Source organism: Variovorax sp. 160MFSha2.1 (genome assembly GCF_048305075.1).
Taxonomy (GTDB): Bacteria; Pseudomonadota; Gammaproteobacteria; order Burkholderiales; family Burkholderiaceae_C; genus Variovorax; species Variovorax guangxiensis.
The window spans coordinates 6,488,647-6,509,774 of the sequence record NZ_CP157624.1 but is presented as its reverse complement, the minus strand read 5'-3'; the positions used below and the strand labels follow the sequence as shown (position 1 = coordinate 6,509,774).

The 21,128-nt window shown below is 69.7% G+C and carries 21 protein-coding genes; 16 read left to right on the top strand and 5 right to left on the bottom strand.

Annotated features, from left to right (window positions below; genetic code table 11):
* Positions 1–81 precede the first annotated feature (81 nt).
* The 5 genes from ABL838_RS30145 to ABL838_RS30125 all read left to right on the top strand — a co-directional run bounded on the left by ABL838_RS30145 (position 82) and on the right by ABL838_RS30125 (position 3,492).
* Positions 82–591, top strand: coding sequence for a YiaA/YiaB family inner membrane protein (locus ABL838_RS30145; RefSeq protein ID WP_126021170.1), 510 nt, complete (start codon positions 82–84; stop codon positions 589–591).
* 29 nt (positions 592–620) lie between these two features.
* A complete protein-coding gene (locus ABL838_RS30140; protein WP_418123275.1) occupies positions 621–1,082 on the top strand; it encodes a hypothetical protein in 462 nt (153 codons plus the stop codon).
* Complete coding sequence (locus ABL838_RS30135) at positions 1,079–1,879, top strand: DUF2145 domain-containing protein (protein ID WP_369660427.1); 801 nt, start codon at positions 1,079–1,081, stop codon at positions 1,877–1,879. Before ABL838_RS30140 ends, ABL838_RS30135 begins: the two co-directional genes overlap by 4 nt.
* A 22-nt stretch (positions 1,880–1,901) precedes the next feature.
* Positions 1,902–2,972: a serine endopeptidase gene (locus ABL838_RS30130; protein WP_418123273.1), complete on the top strand. Its 1,071-nt coding sequence runs from the start codon at positions 1,902–1,904 to the stop codon at positions 2,970–2,972.
* A 136-nt stretch (positions 2,973–3,108) separates the two neighbouring features.
* Positions 3,109–3,492, top strand: a complete 384-nt coding sequence (locus ABL838_RS30125; RefSeq protein WP_019653942.1) for a DUF3597 domain-containing protein — start codon at positions 3,109–3,111, stop codon at positions 3,490–3,492.
* 82 nt (positions 3,493–3,574) lie between these two features.
* Here the strand turns inward: ABL838_RS30125 and ABL838_RS30120 are convergent, their stop codons facing one another.
* On the bottom strand, positions 3,575–4,360 hold the full coding sequence (locus tag ABL838_RS30120; protein WP_418118404.1) for an SDR family NAD(P)-dependent oxidoreductase: 786 nt from the start codon (positions 4,358–4,360) through the stop codon (positions 3,575–3,577).
* A gap of 119 nt (positions 4,361–4,479) precedes the next feature.
* Between ABL838_RS30120 and ABL838_RS30115 the strand changes: the two genes are divergently transcribed.
* Positions 4,480–4,857 carry a hypothetical protein gene (locus tag ABL838_RS30115; protein WP_418123272.1) on the top strand — a complete coding sequence of 126 codons (378 nt, stop codon included), beginning with the start codon at positions 4,480–4,482 and terminating at the stop codon, positions 4,855–4,857.
* Between the two features lie 9 nt (positions 4,858–4,866).
* Here ABL838_RS30115 and tgt read toward each other — a convergent pair whose 3' ends face one another.
* Together tgt and queA are read right to left on the bottom strand one after the other, a co-directional pair.
* Positions 4,867–6,039 carry a tRNA guanosine(34) transglycosylase Tgt gene (gene tgt, locus ABL838_RS30110; protein WP_418123270.1) on the bottom strand — a complete coding sequence of 391 codons (1,173 nt, stop codon included), beginning with the start codon at positions 6,037–6,039 and terminating at the stop codon, positions 4,867–4,869.
* A 5-nt stretch (positions 6,040–6,044) separates the two neighbouring features.
* Positions 6,045–7,088 (bottom strand): tRNA preQ1(34) S-adenosylmethionine ribosyltransferase-isomerase QueA, encoded by a 1,044-nt coding sequence (gene queA / locus ABL838_RS30105; RefSeq protein WP_418118402.1) that lies wholly within the window; start codon positions 7,086–7,088, stop codon positions 6,045–6,047.
* A 155-nt stretch (positions 7,089–7,243) separates the two neighbouring features.
* Between queA and ABL838_RS30100 the strand changes: the two genes are divergently transcribed.
* Genes ABL838_RS30100 through recG form a run of 3 tightly spaced genes read left to right on the top strand, consistent with a single transcriptional unit; the run spans position 7,244 to position 11,552 of the window.
* Positions 7,244–7,921, top strand: a complete 678-nt coding sequence (locus ABL838_RS30100; RefSeq protein ID WP_126021182.1) for a DUF4166 domain-containing protein — start codon at positions 7,244–7,246, stop codon at positions 7,919–7,921.
* Positions 7,918–9,408: a TIGR01777 family oxidoreductase gene (locus ABL838_RS30095; RefSeq protein WP_418123269.1), complete on the top strand. Its 1,491-nt coding sequence runs from the start codon at positions 7,918–7,920 to the stop codon at positions 9,406–9,408. The genes ABL838_RS30100 and ABL838_RS30095 overlap by 4 nt, the downstream gene beginning before the upstream one ends.
* 11 nt (positions 9,409–9,419) lie before the next feature.
* Positions 9,420–11,552, top strand: coding sequence for an ATP-dependent DNA helicase RecG (recG, locus tag ABL838_RS30090; protein WP_418123268.1), 2,133 nt, complete (start codon positions 9,420–9,422; stop codon positions 11,550–11,552).
* 112 nt (positions 11,553–11,664) lie between these two features.
* On the opposite strand, the gene ABL838_RS30085 is transcribed toward recG, so the two are convergent.
* Both ABL838_RS30085 and ABL838_RS30080 read right to left on the bottom strand, forming a co-directional pair.
* Complete coding sequence (locus ABL838_RS30085) at positions 11,665–12,297, bottom strand: LysE family translocator (RefSeq protein WP_418123266.1); 633 nt, start codon at positions 12,295–12,297, stop codon at positions 11,665–11,667.
* A gap of 42 nt (positions 12,298–12,339) precedes the next feature.
* Entirely contained in the window at positions 12,340–13,047 is a 708-nt protein-coding gene (locus tag ABL838_RS30080) for a GntR family transcriptional regulator (protein WP_418123265.1), read from the bottom strand.
* 301 nt (positions 13,048–13,348) lie between these two features.
* Between ABL838_RS30080 and ABL838_RS30075 the strand changes: the two genes are divergently transcribed.
* From ABL838_RS30075 to ABL838_RS30045, 7 genes are read left to right on the top strand one after another with little or no spacing between them, the layout of a single operon-like run.
* Positions 13,349–14,092, top strand: a complete 744-nt coding sequence (locus tag ABL838_RS30075) for a DUF969 domain-containing protein (protein ID WP_418123264.1) — start codon at positions 13,349–13,351, stop codon at positions 14,090–14,092.
* A gap of 2 nt (positions 14,093–14,094) precedes the next feature.
* Positions 14,095–15,051 carry a DUF979 domain-containing protein gene (locus tag ABL838_RS30070; RefSeq protein ID WP_418123263.1) on the top strand — a complete coding sequence of 319 codons (957 nt, stop codon included), beginning with the start codon at positions 14,095–14,097 and terminating at the stop codon, positions 15,049–15,051.
* 9 nt (positions 15,052–15,060) lie between these two features.
* Positions 15,061–15,747 carry a pyroglutamyl-peptidase I gene (gene pcp, locus ABL838_RS30065; protein WP_418123262.1) on the top strand — a complete coding sequence of 229 codons (687 nt, stop codon included), beginning with the start codon at positions 15,061–15,063 and terminating at the stop codon, positions 15,745–15,747.
* Positions 15,748–15,769: 22 nt separating this feature from the next.
* Positions 15,770–16,534 carry a LamB/YcsF family protein gene (locus ABL838_RS30060; RefSeq protein WP_418123261.1) on the top strand — a complete coding sequence of 255 codons (765 nt, stop codon included), beginning with the start codon at positions 15,770–15,772 and terminating at the stop codon, positions 16,532–16,534.
* Positions 16,535–16,539: 5 nt separating this feature from the next.
* Positions 16,540–18,102, top strand: coding sequence for a 5-oxoprolinase/urea amidolyase family protein (locus ABL838_RS30055; RefSeq protein WP_418125929.1), 1,563 nt, complete (start codon positions 16,540–16,542; stop codon positions 18,100–18,102).
* 10 nt (positions 18,103–18,112) lie between these two features.
* A complete protein-coding gene (locus ABL838_RS30050; protein ID WP_418123260.1) occupies positions 18,113–19,843 on the top strand; it encodes an acetyl/propionyl/methylcrotonyl-CoA carboxylase subunit alpha in 1,731 nt (576 codons plus the stop codon).
* Between the two features lie 11 nt (positions 19,844–19,854).
* On the top strand, positions 19,855–20,868 hold the full coding sequence (locus ABL838_RS30045; protein WP_418123259.1) for a TRAP transporter substrate-binding protein: 1,014 nt from the start codon (positions 19,855–19,857) through the stop codon (positions 20,866–20,868).
* Positions 20,869–21,128 lie beyond the last annotated feature (260 nt).

Here is a 21,128-nt window from a genome sequence, read left to right as displayed (position 1 = left end):
CGCCACCGGTGCAAGCATTCAAGCCTCGCGGTGCGGGAGCGAACCATCATTCGCTCACCTTCACTACGCCGCGAGGCACACATGCAACCCCTCTCATCGACCACGACCGTCTTCATCCAGCGCGACACGCGGGCCTGGCAGTTCCAGGCCTGGGCTTCGTTCGCGATCGCCGTCTTCCTGTGCGCCACCGGCCTGAGCTGGCTGCCGGGCGAGGCGCTGGACCGGGCGTTCATGGTGATGGGCTACGTGTTCTGCCTGAGCACCGCCTTCATGCTGTCCAAGTTCGTGCGCGACAGCCAGCAGGCTGCCGAGCGCGGCTCCGAAGCGGCACGCGACGTGCCGATGTGGAAGCTGGTCGTCTGGGGCAGCTTCTTCACCGCGATGGGACTGACCGGCTGGGGCCTCGTGCGCATGGAGATCAACGAGGCCTACAAGGCCTTCCTGGGCGTGAGCTGGCTCTTCCTCATCAGCTCGGCCTTCACGCTGGCCAAGACGCTGCGCGACCGCCACGAGGCCGACATCGCCGAAGCCCGCATGCAGGGCCGCCGCATGGCGCGCGCCGAAGCCGCTGCCGCAGCCGCCACCGAATGACCCACGCACCCCAAGAACGGAGACTCATCATGATCAGGAAGTCGATTGCCGCCGCCCTCGTCGCCGCCAGCACTGTCTTCGCCGGTGTCGCGGTTCCCATGCAGGCCCAGGCCCAGAGCGACGCCTCGCTCGCCCTCTCGCTGATGCCGGTGGCATCGGTGGTGGCCGGCGCCTCCGCCGTCGGGGCGTCGGCCACCACGGCGGTCGCGCTGCCCGCCGCGCTGTCGGTGGGCGGCTCGGTGCTCACCGTGGTCGCGGTCGAGGCCTCGGTCGACGGCACGGTGTACCTGCTCGAGCGTGCATCGGACGGTGCGCGCGCCAGCATCAAGGTCGCGGGCCGCGTCGCCGAAAGCTCGGCGAACGCGGTGGGCACCAGCGTCCTCGTCACCGTGATCGGCTCGGGCGTGGTGCTGTCGGCCGCCGGCGAGGTGCTGGCCTTCGTGCCCAACGCCATCGGACGCGCGCTGCTCCACAACGAGAGGTTGTCGTGAGCCGCGCGCTGGTGCCGCTGCTCGCGCTGGCGGTCGCGGCGGCCTTGTTGCCCATGCAGGCGCAGGCCGGCCGCTCCTGCGAGCAGGTCAAGCCCACGCCCGACGTGATCGTCAAGGGGATGCGGATGGCCGAGCGCACCTCGCAGGCGCTCGACACCAGCGGCGCGCGCGTCGTGCTCCTGGCGCGCGCCGGGCAGGACCTGAGCAAGTACGGCCTGCGCTATTCGCATCTCGGCTTCGCCTACAAGACCGAGGCCGGGCCGTGGCGCGTGGTGCACAAGCTCAACCAGTGCGGCACCGCCATCGCCGAGGTCTACCGGCAGGGGCTCGGCGAGTTCTTCCTCGACGACCCGTGGCGCTACGAGGCCGCCTGGGTGGTGCCCACGCCCGAGGTGCAGGCGCGCCTGCTGGCCGCGCTGAACGAATCGCCCGCGCGCATCGTGCGGCTGCACACCGAGCCCTACAGCATCGTGAGCTACGCGTGGGGCCGCAAGTACCAGCAGTCGAACCAGTGGGCCATGGAGACGCTGGCCGCTGCCATGGAGCCCGCCACCGTCGCCAACCGCGCGCAGGCGCAGGCATGGATGCAGTCCAAGGGCTACGAGCCCACCACGCTGAAGCTCGGGCCCCTCACGCGCCTTGGCGGGCGCGTGGGTTCGGCCAACGTGGCCTTCGACGATCATCCGAACGACAAGCGTTTTTCAGACCGCATCGAGACGGTGACGGTCGACTCGGTTTTCGCCTGGATGCCGCGCGCCGGCCTGGGCGCGGCGCCGGTGACGCTGAAGCTGCAATGAGAAAGAACGAGGAGAAAACAACATGAGCAAGTCTTTGAGACTTTCGGAAAAATGGTTCCACCGCGGCCTCTGGCTGGTGGCGCTGGTGTTCGCGAGCTTTCTCATCGGGCTCGGCAGCACGGTGGTGAGCGACCTGCCGCAGGTCGAGCGGGTGCGCGGCATCGACGACTTCATCGACAAGCCCAGGGCCGAGCCGCTGCGCGCCACCATCAAGGCCTCGGAGGCCGCCGAATTGCAGGCCGCGCGCGACCTCGACCAGATCCGCCTGCAGCTCAATGCCGCGCAGCAGGCCAGCACCAACGCGCGCGAGACCTTCTCCAACTGGCTCGCCACGAGGCGCGCCACCGCGCAGCCCGACCAGGACACCGAGCTCATCGCGCGCACCAAGGCGCTCGACGCATTCAAGCAGAAGGAAGAGGAGCTGCAGCGCAAGGTCAACGCGCAGCAGCAGATTGCGCTCGACGCACGCCAGGCCGAGCAGGGCGCGCGCACGGCGCTGTCGGTGCTCGAGTACGAGGCGCAACGCAAGCTCGACGCCGAGTACCGCCGCATCGAACTGCGCGTGTTCGCCTACCGGCTGGCGCTCACGCTGCCGCTGCTGGTGGTGGCCGGCTGGCTCTTCGCGAAGAAGCGCAAGAGCACCTACTGGCCCTTCGTGTGGGGCTTCATCTTCTTCGCGCTGTTCGCCTTCTTCGTCGAGCTGGTGCCCTACCTGCCGAGCTACGGCGGCTATGTTCGATACGTGGTGGGCATCGTGCTGACGGTGCTGGTGGGGCGCTACGCCATCGTCGCGCTCAACCGCTACCTCGCGCGGCAGAAGCTGGCGGAGCAGCAGCCCGACCAGGTGCGCCGCGAGGAATTGAGCTACGACACCGCGCTCGCGCGCCTGGCCAAGAGCGTGTGCCCCGGCTGCGAGCGGCCGGTGGACCTGAAGAACAACGAGATCGACTTCTGCCCGCACTGCGGCATCGGCCTGTTCGACCACTGCGGCAACTGCGAAACCCGCAAGAGCGCGTTCTCGAAGTTCTGCCACGCGTGCGGCACCTCGGCCGCGAATCGCGTGTTGCCGGCCCTCGGGACGGCCGAGGCGTAGTCTGCGAATTCGGTCACGGCCCGAGGAAGCTTCGACACGTCATGTAGCGGACATGCCGCGGGGCCGTGCTACAACCCCCGGCTGCGACACAAGTGTTGCCGCAGACTTCCAGCCACCCCTTCGACGGAGCAAAAGCATGAGCATTTTTGGCAGCATCCTTTCCAAGATCTTCCCGGGCGCCAAAGCCGCCGAGGCCCCCGCGCCTGCCCCCGCGGCGCCAGCCGATGCACCAGCGCCCGCCGTGGCAGCGCCGCCGCCCGCCATTCCGCTGGGCGACGTGGCCGCCGTGCTCGACGCGATGCCGGGCTCGAAGAACCTGAACTGGCGCACCTCCATCGTCGACCTGATGAAGCTTCTGGGCCTGGACAGCAGCCTCGAAGCGCGCAAGCAACTGGCCGCCGAGTTGAGCTACGGCGAAGACACCAGCGACAGCGCCAAGATGAACATCTGGTTGCACCGCCAGGTCATGACCAAGCTGGCCGCCAACGGCGGTACGGTGCCCGCAGAACTGCGGGATTGAGCGCAACACCGGCGGCCCGGCAACGCCGGTTCCTCGGTGTTCTCGAAAGGAAAAAGCCTCGCGCGATGCGCGAGGCTTTTTTTCAGGTCCAGCCGGCGTCGACGACGTAGTCCTGCGCGGTGCACATGCGCGAATCGTCGGCGGCCAGGAAGAGCGCCATCGCAGCGATGTCCTCCGCCATCACGCGCCCCGGCAGGCATTGCGCCGCATCGATTTCCGCGCCCGACTCGGGCTTGACCCACAGCTTGATCTGCCGCTCGGTCATCACCCAGCCCGGCACGATCGAGTTCACGCGGATGTTCTGCTTGCCCAGGTCGCGCGCCAGCGAGCGCGTGAGGCCGCGCGCCGCCGCCTTGCAGGCCTGGTACACCGGGTAGCCCTTGCCCTTGATCATCCAGCTGATCGAGCCGAAGTTGACGATCGAGCCGCCGCCCAGCGCGCGCATGTCGTCGGCCACCGCCTGCGCGGCGAAGAACTGGTGCTTGAAGTTGACGGCCACGAGGCGGTCGAAGTCCTCGTCGGTCACGTCGGCCATCTCGTGGCGGCGATCATTGGCGGCGTTGTTCAGCAGTACCGACACCGGCCCGAAGCGCTGGCGCACCGCATCGATGGCAGCGGCGAGGGCGGCCGTGTCGGTCACGTCGCAGGCCATGAATAGCGCGGGGTGCTCGCCCTGCAGCTGCGCCGCGAGCGCGTTGCCGGCGGCGGTGTCGAGATCGCAGAAGCCGACCTTCGCGCCCTGCGCATGGAAGGCCCGCACAAGCGATTCGCCGATGCCGCTGGCGCCGCCCGAGATGAACACGGTGCGTCCGGCCAGCGAGGGATAGCGGGCGGTGTAGGGCGAAAGTGGTGGTGATGCGTCGGTCATGGGGGCTGCGGCAGCGTGGAGACGGACGGCAAGCGTAGCGGATAGCGGCCGGCCGGTGTATCCGGTGTATGGCTTCCGGCGAATGGGCGGCGCGAGCGAGCGTGGCTACGCTTGCTCCCATGAAGACGAAGACACTTCCCCGCCGCCGCACCCTCGTCGCGTTCGCGATGCTCGTTCCCGCCGCGCTGGCGGTGCGCTCCGTCCGGGCGCAGGCGTCCGCGCCGGGGGTTCAGCTCTTCAAGGTGGTCTCGCCGCGCGACGAGGTGATCGTCGGCGCCGACGTCGCAGCGCTCGGCCCCGGCTCGGGCCCCGCGGTGGAGCGGCTGGCGACCCAGCTCGCCGCCAAGGGCCAGCTCACGCTGTGGCAGTACGCATCGAGCAAGGACGCGAGCGGCGCGCTGGTGCAGGCGCCGCTCAGGCAGGTCGTGGTGTTCAGGAACGATGCGCTGCGCATCGAGCCCTACGCCACGCCGCTGCCGATCCAGCCGCTGAAGTGAGGCGAAGCCTCAGACCCCGCGCGCGCGCTCCGACTTGAAGCGCGCGCGGAACTCCGTGAAGGTGCCCGCGTCGAGCGCCTCGCGGATCTCGCGCATCAGGTTCAGGTAGTAGTGCAGGTTGTGGATGGTGGTGAGCATCGGCCCCAGCATCTCGCCGCAGCGGTCGAGGTGATGCAGGTAGGCGCGGCTGAAGCCTTCGCGGCCGCCGTCGTTCCAGCTCACGCCCGAGGTGCCTGCGCAGGCGTGGCAGGTGCAGCTCGGGTCGATGGGCTGCGGATCGCTCTTGTGGCGCGCGTTGCGCATCTTCAGGTCGCCGAAGCGGGTGAAGAGCGTGCCGTTGCGCGCGTTGCGCGTGGGCATCACGCAGTCGAACATGTCCACGCCGTCGGCCACGCCCTGCACCAGGTCCTCGGGCGTGCCCACGCCCATCAGGTAGCGCGGCTTGTTCGCGGGCAGCCGGTGCGGCGTGTGGCCCATGATGTGCAGCATCTCTTCCTTGGGCTCGCCCACGCTCACACCGCCGATGGCGTAGCCGGGGAAGTCCATGTCGACCAGCGCGGCGAGCGACTCCTCGCGCAGGTTCTCGTACATGCCGCCCTGCACGATGCCGAAGAGCGCGTTCGGGTTCTGCAGGCGCTCGAACTCCGCCTGGCAGCGCTTCGCCCAGCGCAGGCTCAGCTCCATCGAGATGCGCGCCTCGGCCTCGGTCGTGATGTGGCCCTTGGTGTCGTAGGGCGTGCACTCGTCGAACTGCATCACGATGTCGCTGTTGAGGATGGTCTGGATCTGCATCGAGACCTCCGGCGTGAGGAACAGCTTGTCGCCGTTGACGGGCGATGCGAACTTCACGCCCTCCTCGCTGATCTTGCGCATTGCCCCCAGCGACCACACCTGGAAGCCGCCCGAGTCGGTGAGGATGGGCTTGTCCCACTTCTCGAACTGGTGCAGCCCGCCGAAGCCGGCCATCACGTCGAGGCCCGGGCGCATCCACAGGTGGAAGGTGTTGCCCAGGATGATCTGCGCGCCCATCTCCTCCAGGCTGCGCGGCATCACGCCCTTGACCGTGCCGTAGGTGCCCACGGGCATGAAGATCGGCGTCTGCACCTTGCCGTGGTTGAGCGTGAGCGTGGCGCGGCGCGCGTGGCTGTCGGGGTCGGTCTTGAGGAGTTCGAAGTTCAGCATGTCGTTCAGTCCTGGGTGCGTGCGAGCAGCATGGAGTCGCCATAGCTGAAGAAGCGATAGCGTTCGGCGATGGCGTGGGCATACAGCCCCATCACCCGCTCGTAGCCCGCGAAGGCCGAGACCAGCATCATCAGCGTGCTCTTGGGCAGGTGGAAGTTGGTCACCAGCAGGTCGACGTGCTCGAAGACGAAGCCCGGCGTGATGAAGATGCGCGTGTCGCCAGCGGCCTCGCCGCTCCTGGCCCACGACTCGAGCGTGCGCACGGTGGTCGTGCCCACGGCCACGATGCGTCCGCCGCGCGCCTTGCATTCGGCAATCGCGCGCTGCGTGGCCTCGGGCACTTCGTAGCGCTCGGCATGCATCGTGTGTTCCGAAATGTTCTCGGTCTTCACCGGCTGGAAGGTGCCGGCGCCCACGTGCAGCGTGACGTTGGCGCGTTGCACGCCGTTGGCCTCCAGCTCGGCCAGCAGGCCTTCGTCGAAGTGCAGGGCGGCGGTGGGCGCGGCCACCGCGCCGGGCACGCGCGCGAACACGGTCTGGTAGCGGCTCTCGTCCTCGGCCGAGTCGGTGTGGGTGATGTAGGGCGGCAGCGGCACGTGGCCGCAGCGCTCCATCAGCATGTAGGGGTTCTCGCCGGTGTCGCTCTCGAAGGCGAAGCGGAAGAGGGCGCCGTTCTCGTCGGGCCAGCGGCCCAGCAGCGTGGCGCGGAAGCCGCCGACCATCTCCAGCGTGGTGCCCACGGTCGGCTTCTTGCTGACCTTCATGTGCGCCACGACCTCCTGGCCCTGCAGCACGCGCTCCACCAGCAGCTCAAGCTTGCCGCCGGTGGGCTTCTCGCCGAAGAGGCGGGCCTTCACCACGCGGGTGTCGTTGAAGACGAGCAGGTCGCCCGGGCGCAGCAGCGAGGGCAGGTTCCTGAAGATGCGGTCGACCGGTGCGGGCCCCGTGCCGTCGAGCAGGCGGGAGGAGGTTCGTTCGGGGGCCGGGTGTTGCGCCACCAGCTCGGGCGGCAGTGCGAAATCGAAATCGGAGAGCGTGAAAGCGCGCATGTGCTTGAGGGCCGGACGGGCCCGTTCCAAGAAAGACGGGAAGCGGTGGGGGCTCCACTCGACGCCGTGGATGCACGGCGCGGGGGAAAGGCCCGGATTGTCCCATGCCGCGAAAGCCGAGCGTTTCCGCAGGGTTGTCGAGGCAGAATCGGCGGATGGTCGATTCACAAGCTGCGCGTGTTGCCTCGGGCTCGTCGTCCGGCCCCTCCGAAGGTGAGCTCTTCAAGAAGATCCTCGGCAGCGCCTGGCAGGGCCTGCATCCCGACATCCGCCGCCGCTTCGACAAGAACCCGTCGCCGGGCAAGGCGCTGCACTACCTGGGCTCGCTGAGCGAGCTGCGCTGCTCGCGCTTCGGCAAGCTGCTGGGGCACATCACGCAGCCGATGATCCAGGGCGCACTCATTCCCTACAGCGACGCCGACTTCCCCGTGGAGATCCAGGTCTACGCCAAGCCGCGGGACCCGGCCATCTACAAGCAGCGCATCTACCGCCTGCGCAATCGCAAGCCGATCCAGTTCACCAGCTTCATGCGCGAGAGCGAGCGCGGCGAGGTGCTGGAGTACGTGGGCATGGGGCTGGGCATGAAGCTGGTGCTCAGCGTGGAGAACGGCAGCCTGCACTTCCAGAGCGACGGCTATTTCTGGGACGTGTTCGGCTGGCGCATCCCGCTGCCCGGTGTGCTCACGCCCGGCAAGACTTTCCTCTGGCACCACAACGAGACGCCGGAGCGCTTCAACATCCGCATCGAGATCCGCCACTGCCTGATGGGCACGACCTTCACCCAGGTCGGCGTGTTCGAGGAGATCGCCGAGCCGAAGGCGGTGCCCGCATGATCGACACGCACCTGCTCGCGCTGCAGCTCATGGCGGCACAGGGCGCGCTCGGCGCCTTCGACACGCTCTACCACCACGAGGGCACCGAGGCGCTGCCGCGGCGCGGCACGGCCGGGCGCGAGCTGGCGATCCACGCCACGCGCTCGTCGATCTACTGCGCGCTCTTCATCGGGCTGTCGTCCTGGGCCTGGCACGGCGCATGGGCGTGGGTGCTGCTCGCGGTGTTCGGCGTCGAGATCGTGCTCACGCTGTGGGACTTCGTGGTCGAAGACCGCAGCCGCCTGCTGCCGCCGACCGAGCGCGTGACGCACACGGTGCTGGCCATCAACGCGGGCGCCTTCATCGCGCTGCTGGCGATGAGCGCCACGGAATGGGCCGCGCAGCCCACTGCGATGGTGTGGCAGCCGCAGGGCTGGCTCGGCGCCTTCCTCGCGCTGTGCGGCGTCGGCGTGGGCCTGTCGGGCCTGCGCGATGCCTTCGCGGCGCGCGCTCTCTCCAGGCGCGGCGCGCAGGAGCAGGCGCGCGATGCAAAGGCGCCGGTGCGCTTCGGATCGAAGCCGCAGCGCGTGCTGGTGACGGGCGGCACGGGCTTCATCGGCCAGCTGCTCGTGCGCCACCTGGTGGCCGATGGCCATGCCGTGACGGTGTGGACGCGCGATGCGCGATCGGCCGCCTGGAACTTCGGCGGCGCGGTGCGCTGCGTGCAGTCGCTCGACGAGGTGCCGGTAGCCGACGACATCGACGTGGTCATCAACCTTGCGGGTGCGCGCATCCTGGGCATGCGCTGGAGCGAACGGCGCCGGGCGCAGCTGCTGCAAAGCCGCGAAGGGCTCACGCAACAGCTGGTCGCGTGGATCGCGCAGCGGCCGCGCAAGCCCTGGCTGCTGCTTTCCGGCTCCGCCATCGGCTATTACGGTGTGCAGCCGCAGGGCGACGCGAGCGAACTCGCGGAAGACGCGCCGCCGCAGCCGATCTTCATGTCCCAGCTGTGCCAGCGCTGGGAGCGGGCGGCGCAAGCGGCGGTGGCGCACGGCGTGCACGTGGCCTGCATGCGCTTCGGCTTCGTGCTGGGCCACCAGGGCTCGCTGCCGCAGTTGCTGCTGCCGATCTCGCTGGGCATCGGCGGACGGCTGGGCCGCGGGCGGCAGTGGCTGTCGTGGGTGCATGTGCACGACCTGATCCGCGCGATGGCGCATGTGTGGACCCTGACCGAGAACGCTGCGGCGCGCCCGGCCGCGCAGGCGTTCAACTTCACCGCGCCCGGCGCCCTGAGCCAGGAGGAATTCACCCGCGTCGCCGCGAGCGTGCTGCGCCGGCCCTGCTGGATGCCGACGCCCGCCGCGCCCGTCAAGCTGCTGCTCGGCGAGCAGGCCGATCTGTTGCTCGAAGGCCAGCGCGTGGTGCCGGCGCGGCTGCTGCAGTCGGGCTTCGGCTTCATGTTCCCCGACGCCCGCAGCGCCTTGACGGACCTTTGCCGGCCGCGCTAGAAGACTCTTCCGTGCCCGCCAAGAAAGCCCCGACTCCCACCGCCGAAGCGGCCGCCGCCGCGCCGGAGAAGCCGTCGCCGCCGGGCTCCGGCCTGAGCCAGGTCCAGCGCGCGCTGCGCAAGCTCGGCCTCGTGCGTGACATCGATTTCGCGCTCTACCTGCCGATGCGCTACGAGGACGAGACGCGCATCGTGCGCATCGCCGACACGCGCGACGGCGACGTGGCGCAGGTCGAAGGCGTCGTCACCGAATGCGAGGTGGTCTACCGGCCGCGCCGCCAGCTCATCGCGACCATCGACGACGGCAGCGACACCTGCCAGCTGCGCTTCTTCAACTTCTATCCCTCGCAGCAGAAGCAGCTCGCGGTGGGCGCGAAGGTGCGCGTGCGTGGCGAGGTGCGCGGGGGCTTCGTGGGGCGGCAGATCATGCACCCCACGGTGAAGGCGGCCGGCACCGCGCTGCCGAACGCGCTCACGCCCGTGTACTCGACGGTGGCGGGGCTCGCGCAGCCGGTGCTGCGGCGCGAGGTGCGCTCGGGCCTGGCGCGCGCGGTGCTCGACGAAACCGTTCCCGTGCAGATCGGCTTTCGCGGCGCGTGGAACCTGCGCGACTCGCTGAGCTTCCTGCACTACCCGACGCCCGACGTGGCGATCGCCACGCTCGAAGACCACAGCCACCCGGCCTGGCAGCGCATCAAGGCAGAGGAGCTGCTCGCGCAGCAGCTCTCGCAGCTGCAGGCGCGGATGGAGCGCGCGGCGCAGCGCGCGCCGGTGCTGCCGCCCGCGCCGCCCGAGCCCGACGCGGCCTCGCTGCATGCGCAGCTGCTCGCCGTGCTGCCTTTCGGCCTCACGGGTGCGCAGCAGCGCGTCGGCGAGGAGATCACGCGCGACCTCGGCCGCGAGATCCCGATGCACCGCCTGCTGCAGGGCGACGTGGGCTCGGGCAAGACGGTGGTGGCGGCGCTTGCTGCGGCACGCTGCATCGACGCGGGCTTCCAGTGCGCGCTGATGGCGCCCACCGAGATCCTCGCGGCCCAGCACTTCGGAAAGCTCGTCGGCTGGCTCGATCCGCTGCTGGCGGCGCGCGGCCAGCGCGTGGCGTGGCTCACGGGCAGCCAGAAGAAGAAGGAGCGCGACGAGATGTCGGCGGCGGTGGAAAGCGGCCAGGCCGCGCTCGTCATCGGCACGCACGCGGTCATCTCGGAGAAGGTGCGCTTCAGGAGCCTCGCGCTGGCGATCATCGACGAGCAGCATCGCTTCGGCGTCGCGCAGCGCCTTGCGTTGCGCGGCAAGGCGCAAGGGCACCTGGAACCCCACCTGCTGATGATGAGCGCCACGCCCATCCCGCGCACGCTGGCGATGAGCTACTACGCCGACCTCGATGTCTCCACCCTCGACGAGCTGCCGCCGGGCCGCACGCCCATCATCACCAGGCTGGTGGCCGACCACCGGCGCGACGAGGTCATCGACCGCATCCACTCGCAGATCGCGCAGGGCCGGCAGGTCTACTGGGTGTGCCCGCTGATCGAGGAGAGCGAGGCCGTCGACCTGCGCAACGCCACCGAGACGCGCGACGAGCTGGCCGAAACATTGGGCGAGCCCATCCAGGTCGGCCTGCTGCATTCGCGCATGCCCACGGCCGAGAAGCAGGCGGTGATGGCGGCCTTCACCGCCAACGAGATCCAGGTGCTGGTGAGCACCACCGTGATCGAAGTGGGCGTGGACGTGCCGAATGCCTCGCTCATGGTCATCGAGCATGCGGAGCGCTTCGGCCTCTCGCAGCTGCACCAGCTGCGCGGCCGCGTGGGGCGCGGCGCGGCGGCCTCGGCCTGCGTGCTGCTCTATGCGCCGGGCGACAGCGGCCGCGTCGGCGAGGCGGCGCGCGCGCGGCTCAAGGCGATGGCCGAGACCAGCGACGGCTTCGAGATCGCGCGGCGCGACCTCGAGATCCGCGGCCCCGGCGAATTCCTCGGTGCGCGCCAGTCGGGCGCGCCGCTGCTGCGCTTTGCCGACCTCACGACAGATACGCTGCTGCTCGACTGGGCCCGCGAGCTCGCGCCGGTCATGCTGCGCAAGCACCCCGACCTGGCGCAACGGCACATCGATCGCTGGCTGGGCACCAAGGCCGAATACCTCAAAGCCTGAAGATTCTTTCGCGGAACACCGCGGAACCGGCTTTGCCGGGCCGCAGGTGTTGCCCCCGGCGAGGGGGTTGGCGCAGCGACACGAAGTGCGCGAAGCCCTGGGGGAGCGCTTCCTATGCGGGGCGGCGCGTGAAGGCCAGGATCACCCCGAAGCCGACCATCATGCTGCCGCTGATGCGGTTGAACCAGCGCATCGCACGGCTGCCGTTGGCCAGCCGGCGCATGCGCGCGCCGAGCAGCGCGTAGAGCGCGATCGCCACCAGCTCGAACACCAGGAAGGTCAGGCCCAGTAGCACGTAGCTGGAGGCGTAGGCGCCCGGCACCACGAACTGCGGAAAGAAGGCGGTGAACACCAGGATCGCCTTCGGGTTGCCCGCCGCCACGGTGAATTCCTGCCGCACCAGCGCGCGCATCGAGGGCGGCGCGGAGGCGGCGTCTCGCGCCTGCACCTCCGCCGTGGGCGCCGGCGCGCGCAGCAGGCGCACGCCGATCCACACCAGGTAGGCCGCGCCGATGTACTTGATGACGTCGAAGGCCAGCTCCGAGGCCACCAGCACCGCGCCCATGCCCAGCCCGGCGATGGCGATCATGATCGCGAAGGCCACGAGCCTGCCGCTGGCCGCGATGACCGCGGGCGACACGCCGTGCCTGGCGCCGTTGGTCACCGACAGCAGGTTGTTGGGCCCGAAGGCCATGTTGATGGCGAAGCAGGCCGGCAGGAAGAGCAGGTAGGCAGACAGGGTCATGGCGGGTGTCCTTCAGGGGCGGACAGCCATTATCCGCAGGCCCTAGCTGTCGATCCCGCCCTCGGGCATGCTGCGCGCATAGACCGCCAGCACGATGCGCTCGGAGTGCACCAGGTAGTCGTTGAGCGCGGCCGAGCCCTCGGCGAACTTGCCGGCCTCGATGAGTTCGAGCAGCTTCATGTTCATGTCGACGTAGGGCGCGTGCAGGAACTCCGGGTCCTTCAGCAGCCCGAAGGCCAGCCGCAGCTCGACCAGGATGTGGGCGAAGAGGTTGTTCAGCCGCTCGCTGTCTGCCAGCTCCACGATGGCCATGTGGAACTCCATGTTGGCCGTGCCCACGCCCAGCCAGTCGCCGGCCTCGCGGCACTTCAGCGCCATCTCCACCGCCTCGCGCATGTGCTTCTTGGCCGGGTGGCGCGGGTAGGCCTGCGCCAGCGCCTGGCATTCGATGAGCCTGCGCACGCGGTAGATGTCGATGATCGAGGCGATGCTCGGCACCGCCACGAACACGCCGCGGTTGGGCGCGTGCTTGAGCAGCCCCTCCTTGGTCAGCGTGCGGAACACCTCGCGCAGGGTGTTGCGCGAGATCTCGAAGCTGTCGGCCAGCGCGGCTTCCGACAGCCGCTGCCCCGGCGAGAACTCGCCCTTCACGATCTTCTGGCGGATCAGCTCCGCGACCCGGTCGTTGAGCGTCTGTGCGCCGGCTGCGGCAGGCGGGGCGGATGGAGTCGTCGAGGCCGGAGGGGTCATGCCGAAAGGGGAAGGCAGCTAAGGGAGGGTCCGTGAACCCGGGCGTTTTTAGCAGGTTTTCCCCGCCGGACCGGCAAAAGACGGGCCCGGCCGGATGCACCAGACGGTGGCGCGCTCAGGGTTTTCATGGGGTCATGCAGGCACTGTTGTTGGGCACACTCTCATAAATTGTTCAACAATTTATTGGAAATGAGTGGTTCAGGAGAAATGAATTGCTCATTCATTGGCACGCAGCTTGCAAGAAGCGGCCAGCCGGAATCCCGGCGCAAGGTGTCTCCGAATCACCCAACGAAAGACCAACATGACTCCTGACATCCCTCACCTCTGGCCGCTGATCGGCGTCGCCGTGATCATTGCGGGCTTCGTCCTGCGCTTCAATCCGATGCTGGTGGTGATCGTCACCGCCATCGCCACCGCGGCGGCCGCGGGCTTCGGCCCGATGGCGATCCTCACGGCCATCGGCAACGGCTTCATCAAGACGCGCAACCTGCCGCTGATCATTCTTCTGCCGCTGGCGGTGATCGGCCTGCTCGAGCGCCACGGCCTGCGCCAGCACGCGCAGAACTGGATCAGCCGCATCAAGTCGGCCACCGCCGGGCGCCTGCTGATCGTCTACCTGGCCGCGCGCGAGCTGACCGCGGCCATGGGCCTGACCAGCCTGGGCGGCCATCCGCAGATGGTGCGTCCGCTGCTCGCGCCGATGGCCGAGGGCGCCACCGAGACGCGCTACGGCAAGCTGCCCGACCGCATCCGCCACAAGCTGCGCGCCTATGCGGCGGCCACCGACAACGTGGGCCTGTTCTTCGGCGAGGACATCTTCGTGGCCTTCGGCGCCATCGTGCTGATGACCACCTTCCTGCACGAGGCAGGCATCGACGTGGAGCCGCTGCACGTCGCGATGTGGGGCATCCCGACGGCCATCGCCGCCTTCGTGATCCACGCCTGGCGCCTGCGCCGGCTCGACCAGGCGCTGGCGCGCGAACTCGACGGCAAGCCTGAAGTGCCCGCGGTTCCCTCGGTGCCCGCAACGCAAGAGGGCCGCTGATCATGATCCTCTCGATCCAGCACCTCTACATCCTGGTCGGCCTGATCCTCGCGATCACGGCTGTCATGACGCTGGCCGACCACCAGCATCCCAAGCGCTACACCAGCGCGCTCTTCTGGGGCCTCTATTCGCTGGTCTTCCTGGTGGGCGACAAGCTGCCGCCCGCGCTGGTGGGCGTGGGCGCAATCGCCATGGCCGTCATCGCCGGCATGCGCGGCGTGGGCGCGGGCAAGCACAACGAGCCGACGCCCGCCCAGTACGAGGCCAGCGCCAGGCGCCTGGGCAACAAGCTCTTCATGCCGGCGCTGGCGATCCCGCTGGTCACCGTGATCGGCACGGTGCTCGTGAGCAAGGTCAAGATCGGCGACGCCTTCCTGCTCGACCCCAAGAACACCACGCTGGTGAGCCTGGGCGTGGGCTGCGTGGCGGCGCTGGCGCTGGCCTGCTGGCTGACGCGCGAGACGCCGGTTCAGGGCATGCGCGAGTCGCGCCGCCTGACCGACGCGCTGGGCTGGGCCGTGGTGCTGCCGCAGATGCTGGGCATGCTGGGGCTGGTGTTCTCCGACGCGGGCGTGGGCAAGGCGGTGGCGTACGTCACCACCAGCTACATCAACATGGACATCCGCTTCGTTGCCGTCGCGGTCTACGTGCTGGGCATGGCGCTCTTCACCATCATCATGGGCAACGGCTTCGCGGCCTTCCCGGTGATGACGGGCGGCGTGGGCGTGCCGGTGCTGGTGGGCGTGTACCACGGCGACCCGGCGGTGATGGCGGCCATCGGCATGTTCTCGGGCTACTGCGGGACGCTGATGACGCCGATGGCGGCCAACTTCAACATCGTGCCGGCGGCGCTGCTGGAGCTGCCCGACAAGAACGCGGTGATCCGCGTGCAGATACCGACCGCGGCCACGCTGCTGGTGGTCAACATCTTCCTGATGTACTTCCTGATGTTCCGCTGAGGCCGCTGCATGACCACCGATGACAAGGCGCCTCGGGTGCTGGTCGCGGGCTTCGAGCCGTTCGAGAACGATCCCGTCAACCCCGCGTGGGAGATCGCCCGCGCGCTCGAGGGCTGGCGCTGCGAAGGCACCGTGGTGCAGGCGCTGCAGCTGCCCTGCGTGTTCGGCCGCTCGATCCACGTGCTCGACGCCGCCATGGCGGGCATCGCGGAGAGCGGCAGGCCGCTGCCGCTGGTGCTGTGCATCGGCGCCGCGGGCGGGCGCACAGAGATCTCGCTGGAGCGCGCCGCGCTGAACGTCGACGACGCGCGCATTCCAGACAATGCTGGCTACCAGCCCATCGACATCGAGGTGGAGGCGGGCGGCCCCGCCGCCTACTTCTCGACGCTGCCGATCAAGGCCATGGTGCGCGACATGCGCGCCGCCGGGCTGCCCGCGGCGGTGTCCAACAGCGCCGGCACCTTCGTGTGCAACCACATCTTCTATGCGCTGATGCACCGGCTCGCGACCCGGCCGATGCTGGCGCACACGCGCGGCGGCTTCGTGCATGTGCCCTACCTGCCCGAACAGGCCGCCTCCAGGCCCGGCGTGGCGAGCATGGCGCTGCAGGCGCAGGTGGAAGCCTTCCGCGTGGCGATCCGCACCGCGCTGCTCGTGCGCGACGACGTGCGCGAGACCGCCGGCCGCCTGCACTGACCGACTCACTGAAGACCGAACGATGAACATCGACTTGAACAGCGACCTCGGCGAGAGCCTGGGCGCCTGGCGCATGGGCGACGACGCCGCCATGCTTTCCCTCGTGAGCAGCGCCAACGTGGCCTGCGGCTTCCACGCGGGCGACCCGGCCGGCATCCTGCGCACGCTGCGGCAGGCGAAGGAGCGCGGCGTGGCCATCGGCGCGCACGTTGCCTACCGCGACCTCGTGGGCTTCGGGCGCCGCAACATGGACGTGGAGAGCGCCGACCTGCGCGCCGACGTGATCTACCAGATCGGCGCGCTCAAGGGCCTGGCCGCCGCGGCTGGCACCACCGTGCGCTACGTGAAGCCGCACGGCGCGCTCTACAACACCATCGCCCACGACGAGCGCCAGGCGCGCGACGTGATCGCCGCCATCCGCGAGATCGACGCCAGCCTCGTGCTGGTGGCGCTGGCGGGCTCGCCGCTGCTGGGCTGGGCGCGCGACGCTGGCCTGCGCGTGGTGGCCGAGGCCTTCGCCGACCGTGCCTACACGCCCAATGGCACGCTGGTGTCGCGCCGCGAACCCGGCGCGGTGCTGCACGACGCCGAAGAGGTGGCCGCGCGCATGCTGCGGCTGGCCTCCGAAGGCGTGGTCACCGCCATCGACGGCAGCACCGTGCGCATCGAGGCCGAGTCGGTCTGCGTGCACGGCGACAGCCCCGGCGCGGTGGAGATGGCGCGCCGGGTGCGCGCGCTGCTGGAGCAGTCGGGCGTGGCGATCCGCTCCTTCGTGGACGCGGCATGACGAGCATGCGCTTCCTGCCGGTCAACCTGAATGCGGTGCTGGTCGAGCTCGAAGACCTGGCGCAGACGCTCGCGCTGCTGGCCTCGCTGCGCGCCGAGCCCATCGCGGGCATCGAGGAGCTGGTGCCCGCGGCGCGCACGCTGCTCATCACCTTCCGGCCGGCCGCAATTTCAGCCGACGAGCTCGCGCGGCAGGTCGGCGCGCGCAGCCTCGACGCAAGCGAGGCGCGCAGCGAAAGGCGCATCGAGATTCCGGTGCGCTACGACGGCGAGGACCTGGCCGAGGTGGCCGGGCTGCTCGGCATCACGCCCGACGAAGTCGTGCGCCGCCACACCGGCAGCGACTACACCGTGGCCTTCACCGGTTTCGCGCCCGGCTTCGCGTACCTCTCGGGCGGGCACCCGAGCCTGAACGTGCCGCGCCGCAAGGTGCCGCGCACGCGCATTCCCGCCGGCGCCGTCGGGCTCGCGGGAAGCTTCAGCGGCGTCTATCCGCAGGCCAGCCCGGGCGGCTGGCAGATCATCGGCGTGACCGACACGCCGATGTGGGACCTCTCGCGCGATACGCCCGCGCTGCTGCAACCCGGCGATGCAGTGCGCTTCGTCGACGTGACCGGCCAGCCGCGCGCGGAGGTGCAGGCCGCTGCCGCGCCTGCGCAACCGGCCGTGCCGAAGAGCGGCTGCGCCCTGGAGATCCGCGCCCCGGGCCTGCAGTCGCTGCTGCAGGACGGCGGCCGCCACGGGCAGGCGAAGCAGGGCGTGTCGGCTTCCGGCGCGATGGACCGGCGCTCGCTGCAGGCGGCCAACCGGCTCGTCGGCAATGCCTCCGACGCCGCGTGCATCGAGGTCGCCTACGGCGGCTTCCAGCTCGCCTGCCGCGGCGATGCGGTGGTGGCGGTCACCGGCGCCGAAGCTCCGGTCACGCTGACCCGCGCCGATGGCGCGAAATGGCCGCTGCCGCGCTACCAGGCGGTCGCGCTGACCGACGGCGACGTGCTCGCGCTCGGCGAGCCGACGGCGGGCATCCGCAGCTACATCGCGGTGCGCGGCGGCTTCGACATCGCGCCCGTGCTCGGCAGCCTCTCGACCGACACGCTCGCGCGCGTCGGCCCCGCCGCCCTCGCCGCGGGTGACGTGCTGCCCGTGCGCGCGGTGTCCGCCGGCGCGCTGGTCGGCGAGCCGGAAGCTCCGCCCACGGACCTGCCCACCGTGCGGGAAGAAGTCGTGCTCGACATCGTGCTCGGCCCGCGCACCGACTGGTTCACGCCCGACGCGGTCGAGCTGCTCTGCGGCCAGGCATGGACCGTCACGCCGCAGTCGAACCGCGTCGGCATCCGCCTTGCCGGCGAAGAAGCGCTGCAGCGCGCCAACCACGCCGAGCTGCCCAGCGAAGGCACCGCGCGCGGCTCGATCCAGGTGCCGGCCAGCGGCCAGCCTGTGCTGTTCCTGGCCGACCATCCGCTGACGGGCGGCTATCCCGTGATCGCCTCCGTCGCCACCCATCACCTCGACCGCGCGGGGCAGATCCCCGTGAACGCGCGCGTCCGATTCAGGCCCATGGCCCAGTGAAAGCCTCCCCATGAAAAAAGTACTGATCGCCAACCGGGGCGAAATCGCCGTGCGCATCGCGCGCGCCTGCGCCGACCACGGCGTAAGGTCGGTCGCGGTGTACGCCGACGCCGACCTGAATGCGCTGCATGCGCGCATGGCCGACGAGGCCTACGGGCTCGACGGCAACAAGCCCGCCGACACCTACCTCAACATCGCCAAGCTGCTCGACGTGGCCGCGCGCAGCGGCGCCGACGCGGTGCATCCGGGCTACGGCTTCCTGTCGGAGAGCGCGGCCTTCGCGCAGGCCGTCATCGACGCCGGGCTCACCTGGATCGGCCCACCGCCGGCCGCCATCGCGATGCTGGGCGACAAGGTGCAGGCCCGCAAGCTCGCGATGAAGGTCGGCGCGCCGCTGGTGGCGGGCACGGCCGATCCGGTGAAGGACGCAAGCGAGGTGCTTGCCTTCGCGGAGAAGCACGGGCTGCCGGTCGCGATCAAAGCCGCGTTCGGCGGCGGCGGGCGCGGCATCAAGGTGGCGTGGCGGCTCGACGAGGTCGAAGGCCTCTATGAATCTGCGGTGCGCGAGGCGGTGACGGCCTTCGGGCGCGGCGAGTGCTATGTCGAGCAGTTCCTCGACCGCCCCCGCCATGTCGAGGCGCAGGTGCTGGCCGACACGCACGGCAACGTGGTCGTGCTCGGCACGCGCGACTGCTCGCTGCAGCGGCGCAACCAGAAGCTGGTGGAAGAAGCGCCCGCGCCCTTCCTGAGCGACGCGCAGCGCGAGCGCATCCATCAGGCCGCGCGCGACATCTGCGCGGAGGCCGGCTACACCGGCGCGGGCACGGTCGAGTTCATGCTGAGCGCGAGCGGCGCGATTTCCTTTCTCGAAGTGAACACGCGGCTGCAGGTGGAGCATCCGGTGACGGAGGAAACCACGGGCATCGACCTCGTGATCGAGCAACTGCGCATCGCCGAAGGCCTGCCGCTGCAGATCAGGCAGACGCCCGCGCCGCGCGGCCATGCCTTCGAGTTCCGCATCAACGCCGAGGACGTGGGGCGCGGGTTCCTGCCCTCGCCCGGGCCGGTCAAGGTGTTCGACGCGCCCTCGGGGCCCGGCGTGCGCGTGGATGCCGGCGTGGAGTCGGGCTCGCAGGTGCCGGGCACCTTCGATTCGCTGATGGCCAAGCTCATCGTCACCGGCGCCACGCGCGAGCAGGCCATCGCGCGGGCGCGGCGCGCGCTGAAGGAGTTCCGCATCGAGGGACTGCCCACCGTGCTGCCCTTCCATCGCGCGGTGATGGCGCACCCGGACTTCGTCTCGGGCGATGCTTTCAAGGTGCACACGCGCTGGATCGAGACCGACTTCGCCAACGGCGAGACGCCGGCCCTGCGCCCCGATCCGCTGCCCGACGCCGCGCTGCTGCGCACGGCGATCGAAGTCGATGGGCGGCGCATGGCGGTGGGCCTGCCGGCCGTGCTGCTGAGCGGGCTCTCGGCCGCAGCAGGCGGTGCCGCGGCGGCTCCCGCGTCGCAGGCACCCGCGGCGGATGCAGCCGCGGTGGCCGCGCCCGTCTCGGGCACGGTGCAGGCATGGAAGGTGGCCGACGGTGACGAGGTCGCCGAGGGCGCCGTCATCGCGGTGATGGAGGCTATGAAGATGGAGATGCAGGTGCTCGCGCATCGCGCGGGTCGCATCGCCATCTCGGTGGCCGGGGGCGGTTACGTGGCGGTCGGCGCCGCCATAGCGACCATCGCCTGAAAGACAGCGGCATGAACAGCGGCGGCATGACCAGCGGCAGCATCACGCGGCGCGGCTTCGCGTGGCTGGCATGCGGAGCGGGCGTTCTGCCGGCGACCGCGTGGTCGGCGCAGGCCGCCGTGTGGCGGCTGGCCACCGGCTATCCGGCGGAGAACTTCCACACCGCCAACCTGCTGGCGATGGCGAAGGAGGTGGAGGCCGCGACCGGCGGACAGCTTCGCATCGAGGTGCATCCGGGCAACACGCTGTTCGCGCTGAACGCGATCCGCGCGGCGGTGCAGGAGGGCAAGGTCGAGGCCGGCGAAGCCATCATGAGCAGCCTCGCGGCCGACGTGCCGCTGGCGGGCGCCGACTCCGTTCCCTTCATCACGCGCAGTTATGCCGATGCGCAATTGCTGTGGCGCATCCAGCGCCCGCTGATCGAGCAGGACTTCGCACGGCGCGGCCTGCGCGTGCTCTACGCGGTGGCATGGCCGCCGCAGGGCCTCTTCTCGACGCGGCCGCTCGGCGGCGTGGGCGACCTGCGCGGCATGCGCATGCGCGCCTACAACGACACCACCGCGCGCATCGCGACGCTGATGGGCGCGGTGCCCGTCGACGTTCCGGCCACCGGCCTGGGCAAGGCGCTGGCCGAAGGCCGCATCGACTGCATGCTGACCTCCGCCGTGACCGGCGTGGAGAACCAGGCGTGGCAGTCGATGCGCTACTTCTACGAGATCAACGCGTGGTTCCCGAAGAACCTCGTGTTCGTCAACGCCAGGGCGTGGGACGGGCTCGACCCGTCGTCGCGCAACTCGCTGGCCGCCGCAGGCGCGCTCGCCGAGACGCGCGGATGGGCCCGCAGCGCCGAAGCCGCTGCCCGCTCGACGGACGAACTGCGGCGCAACGGCGTGAAGATCGAGCCGGTGCCCTTCCTGCTGGGGCGCGACCTGCAGCGCCTCGGCGAGAACTTTTCGCTGAACTGGGTCAAGCAGGTGGGCACGGCCGCCAACGGCATCTTCATTCCGTATTTCGAGAAGCGCTGAAGACCGCGGGCGGAGCGAAAACCCTACGCCCAGGAGATGAAGTTGCTGCGTTGCAACATTCCATTTCCTGCGCTTGTGCTTGCGGTTACGACGAAAGCCATCGAATTTTCCGGCTGCGAATCGGGTGACCACTTCCCGATGAAATCTTTCTCTCTCAACGCCCCACGTGAAATGTTTTCACCCGGGAAGCTGTCGCTGAAATTATTGAAACAGCTTGTACATTGATTCGGAGTTTGCGAATGTTTCCTGCGGGAAACGAT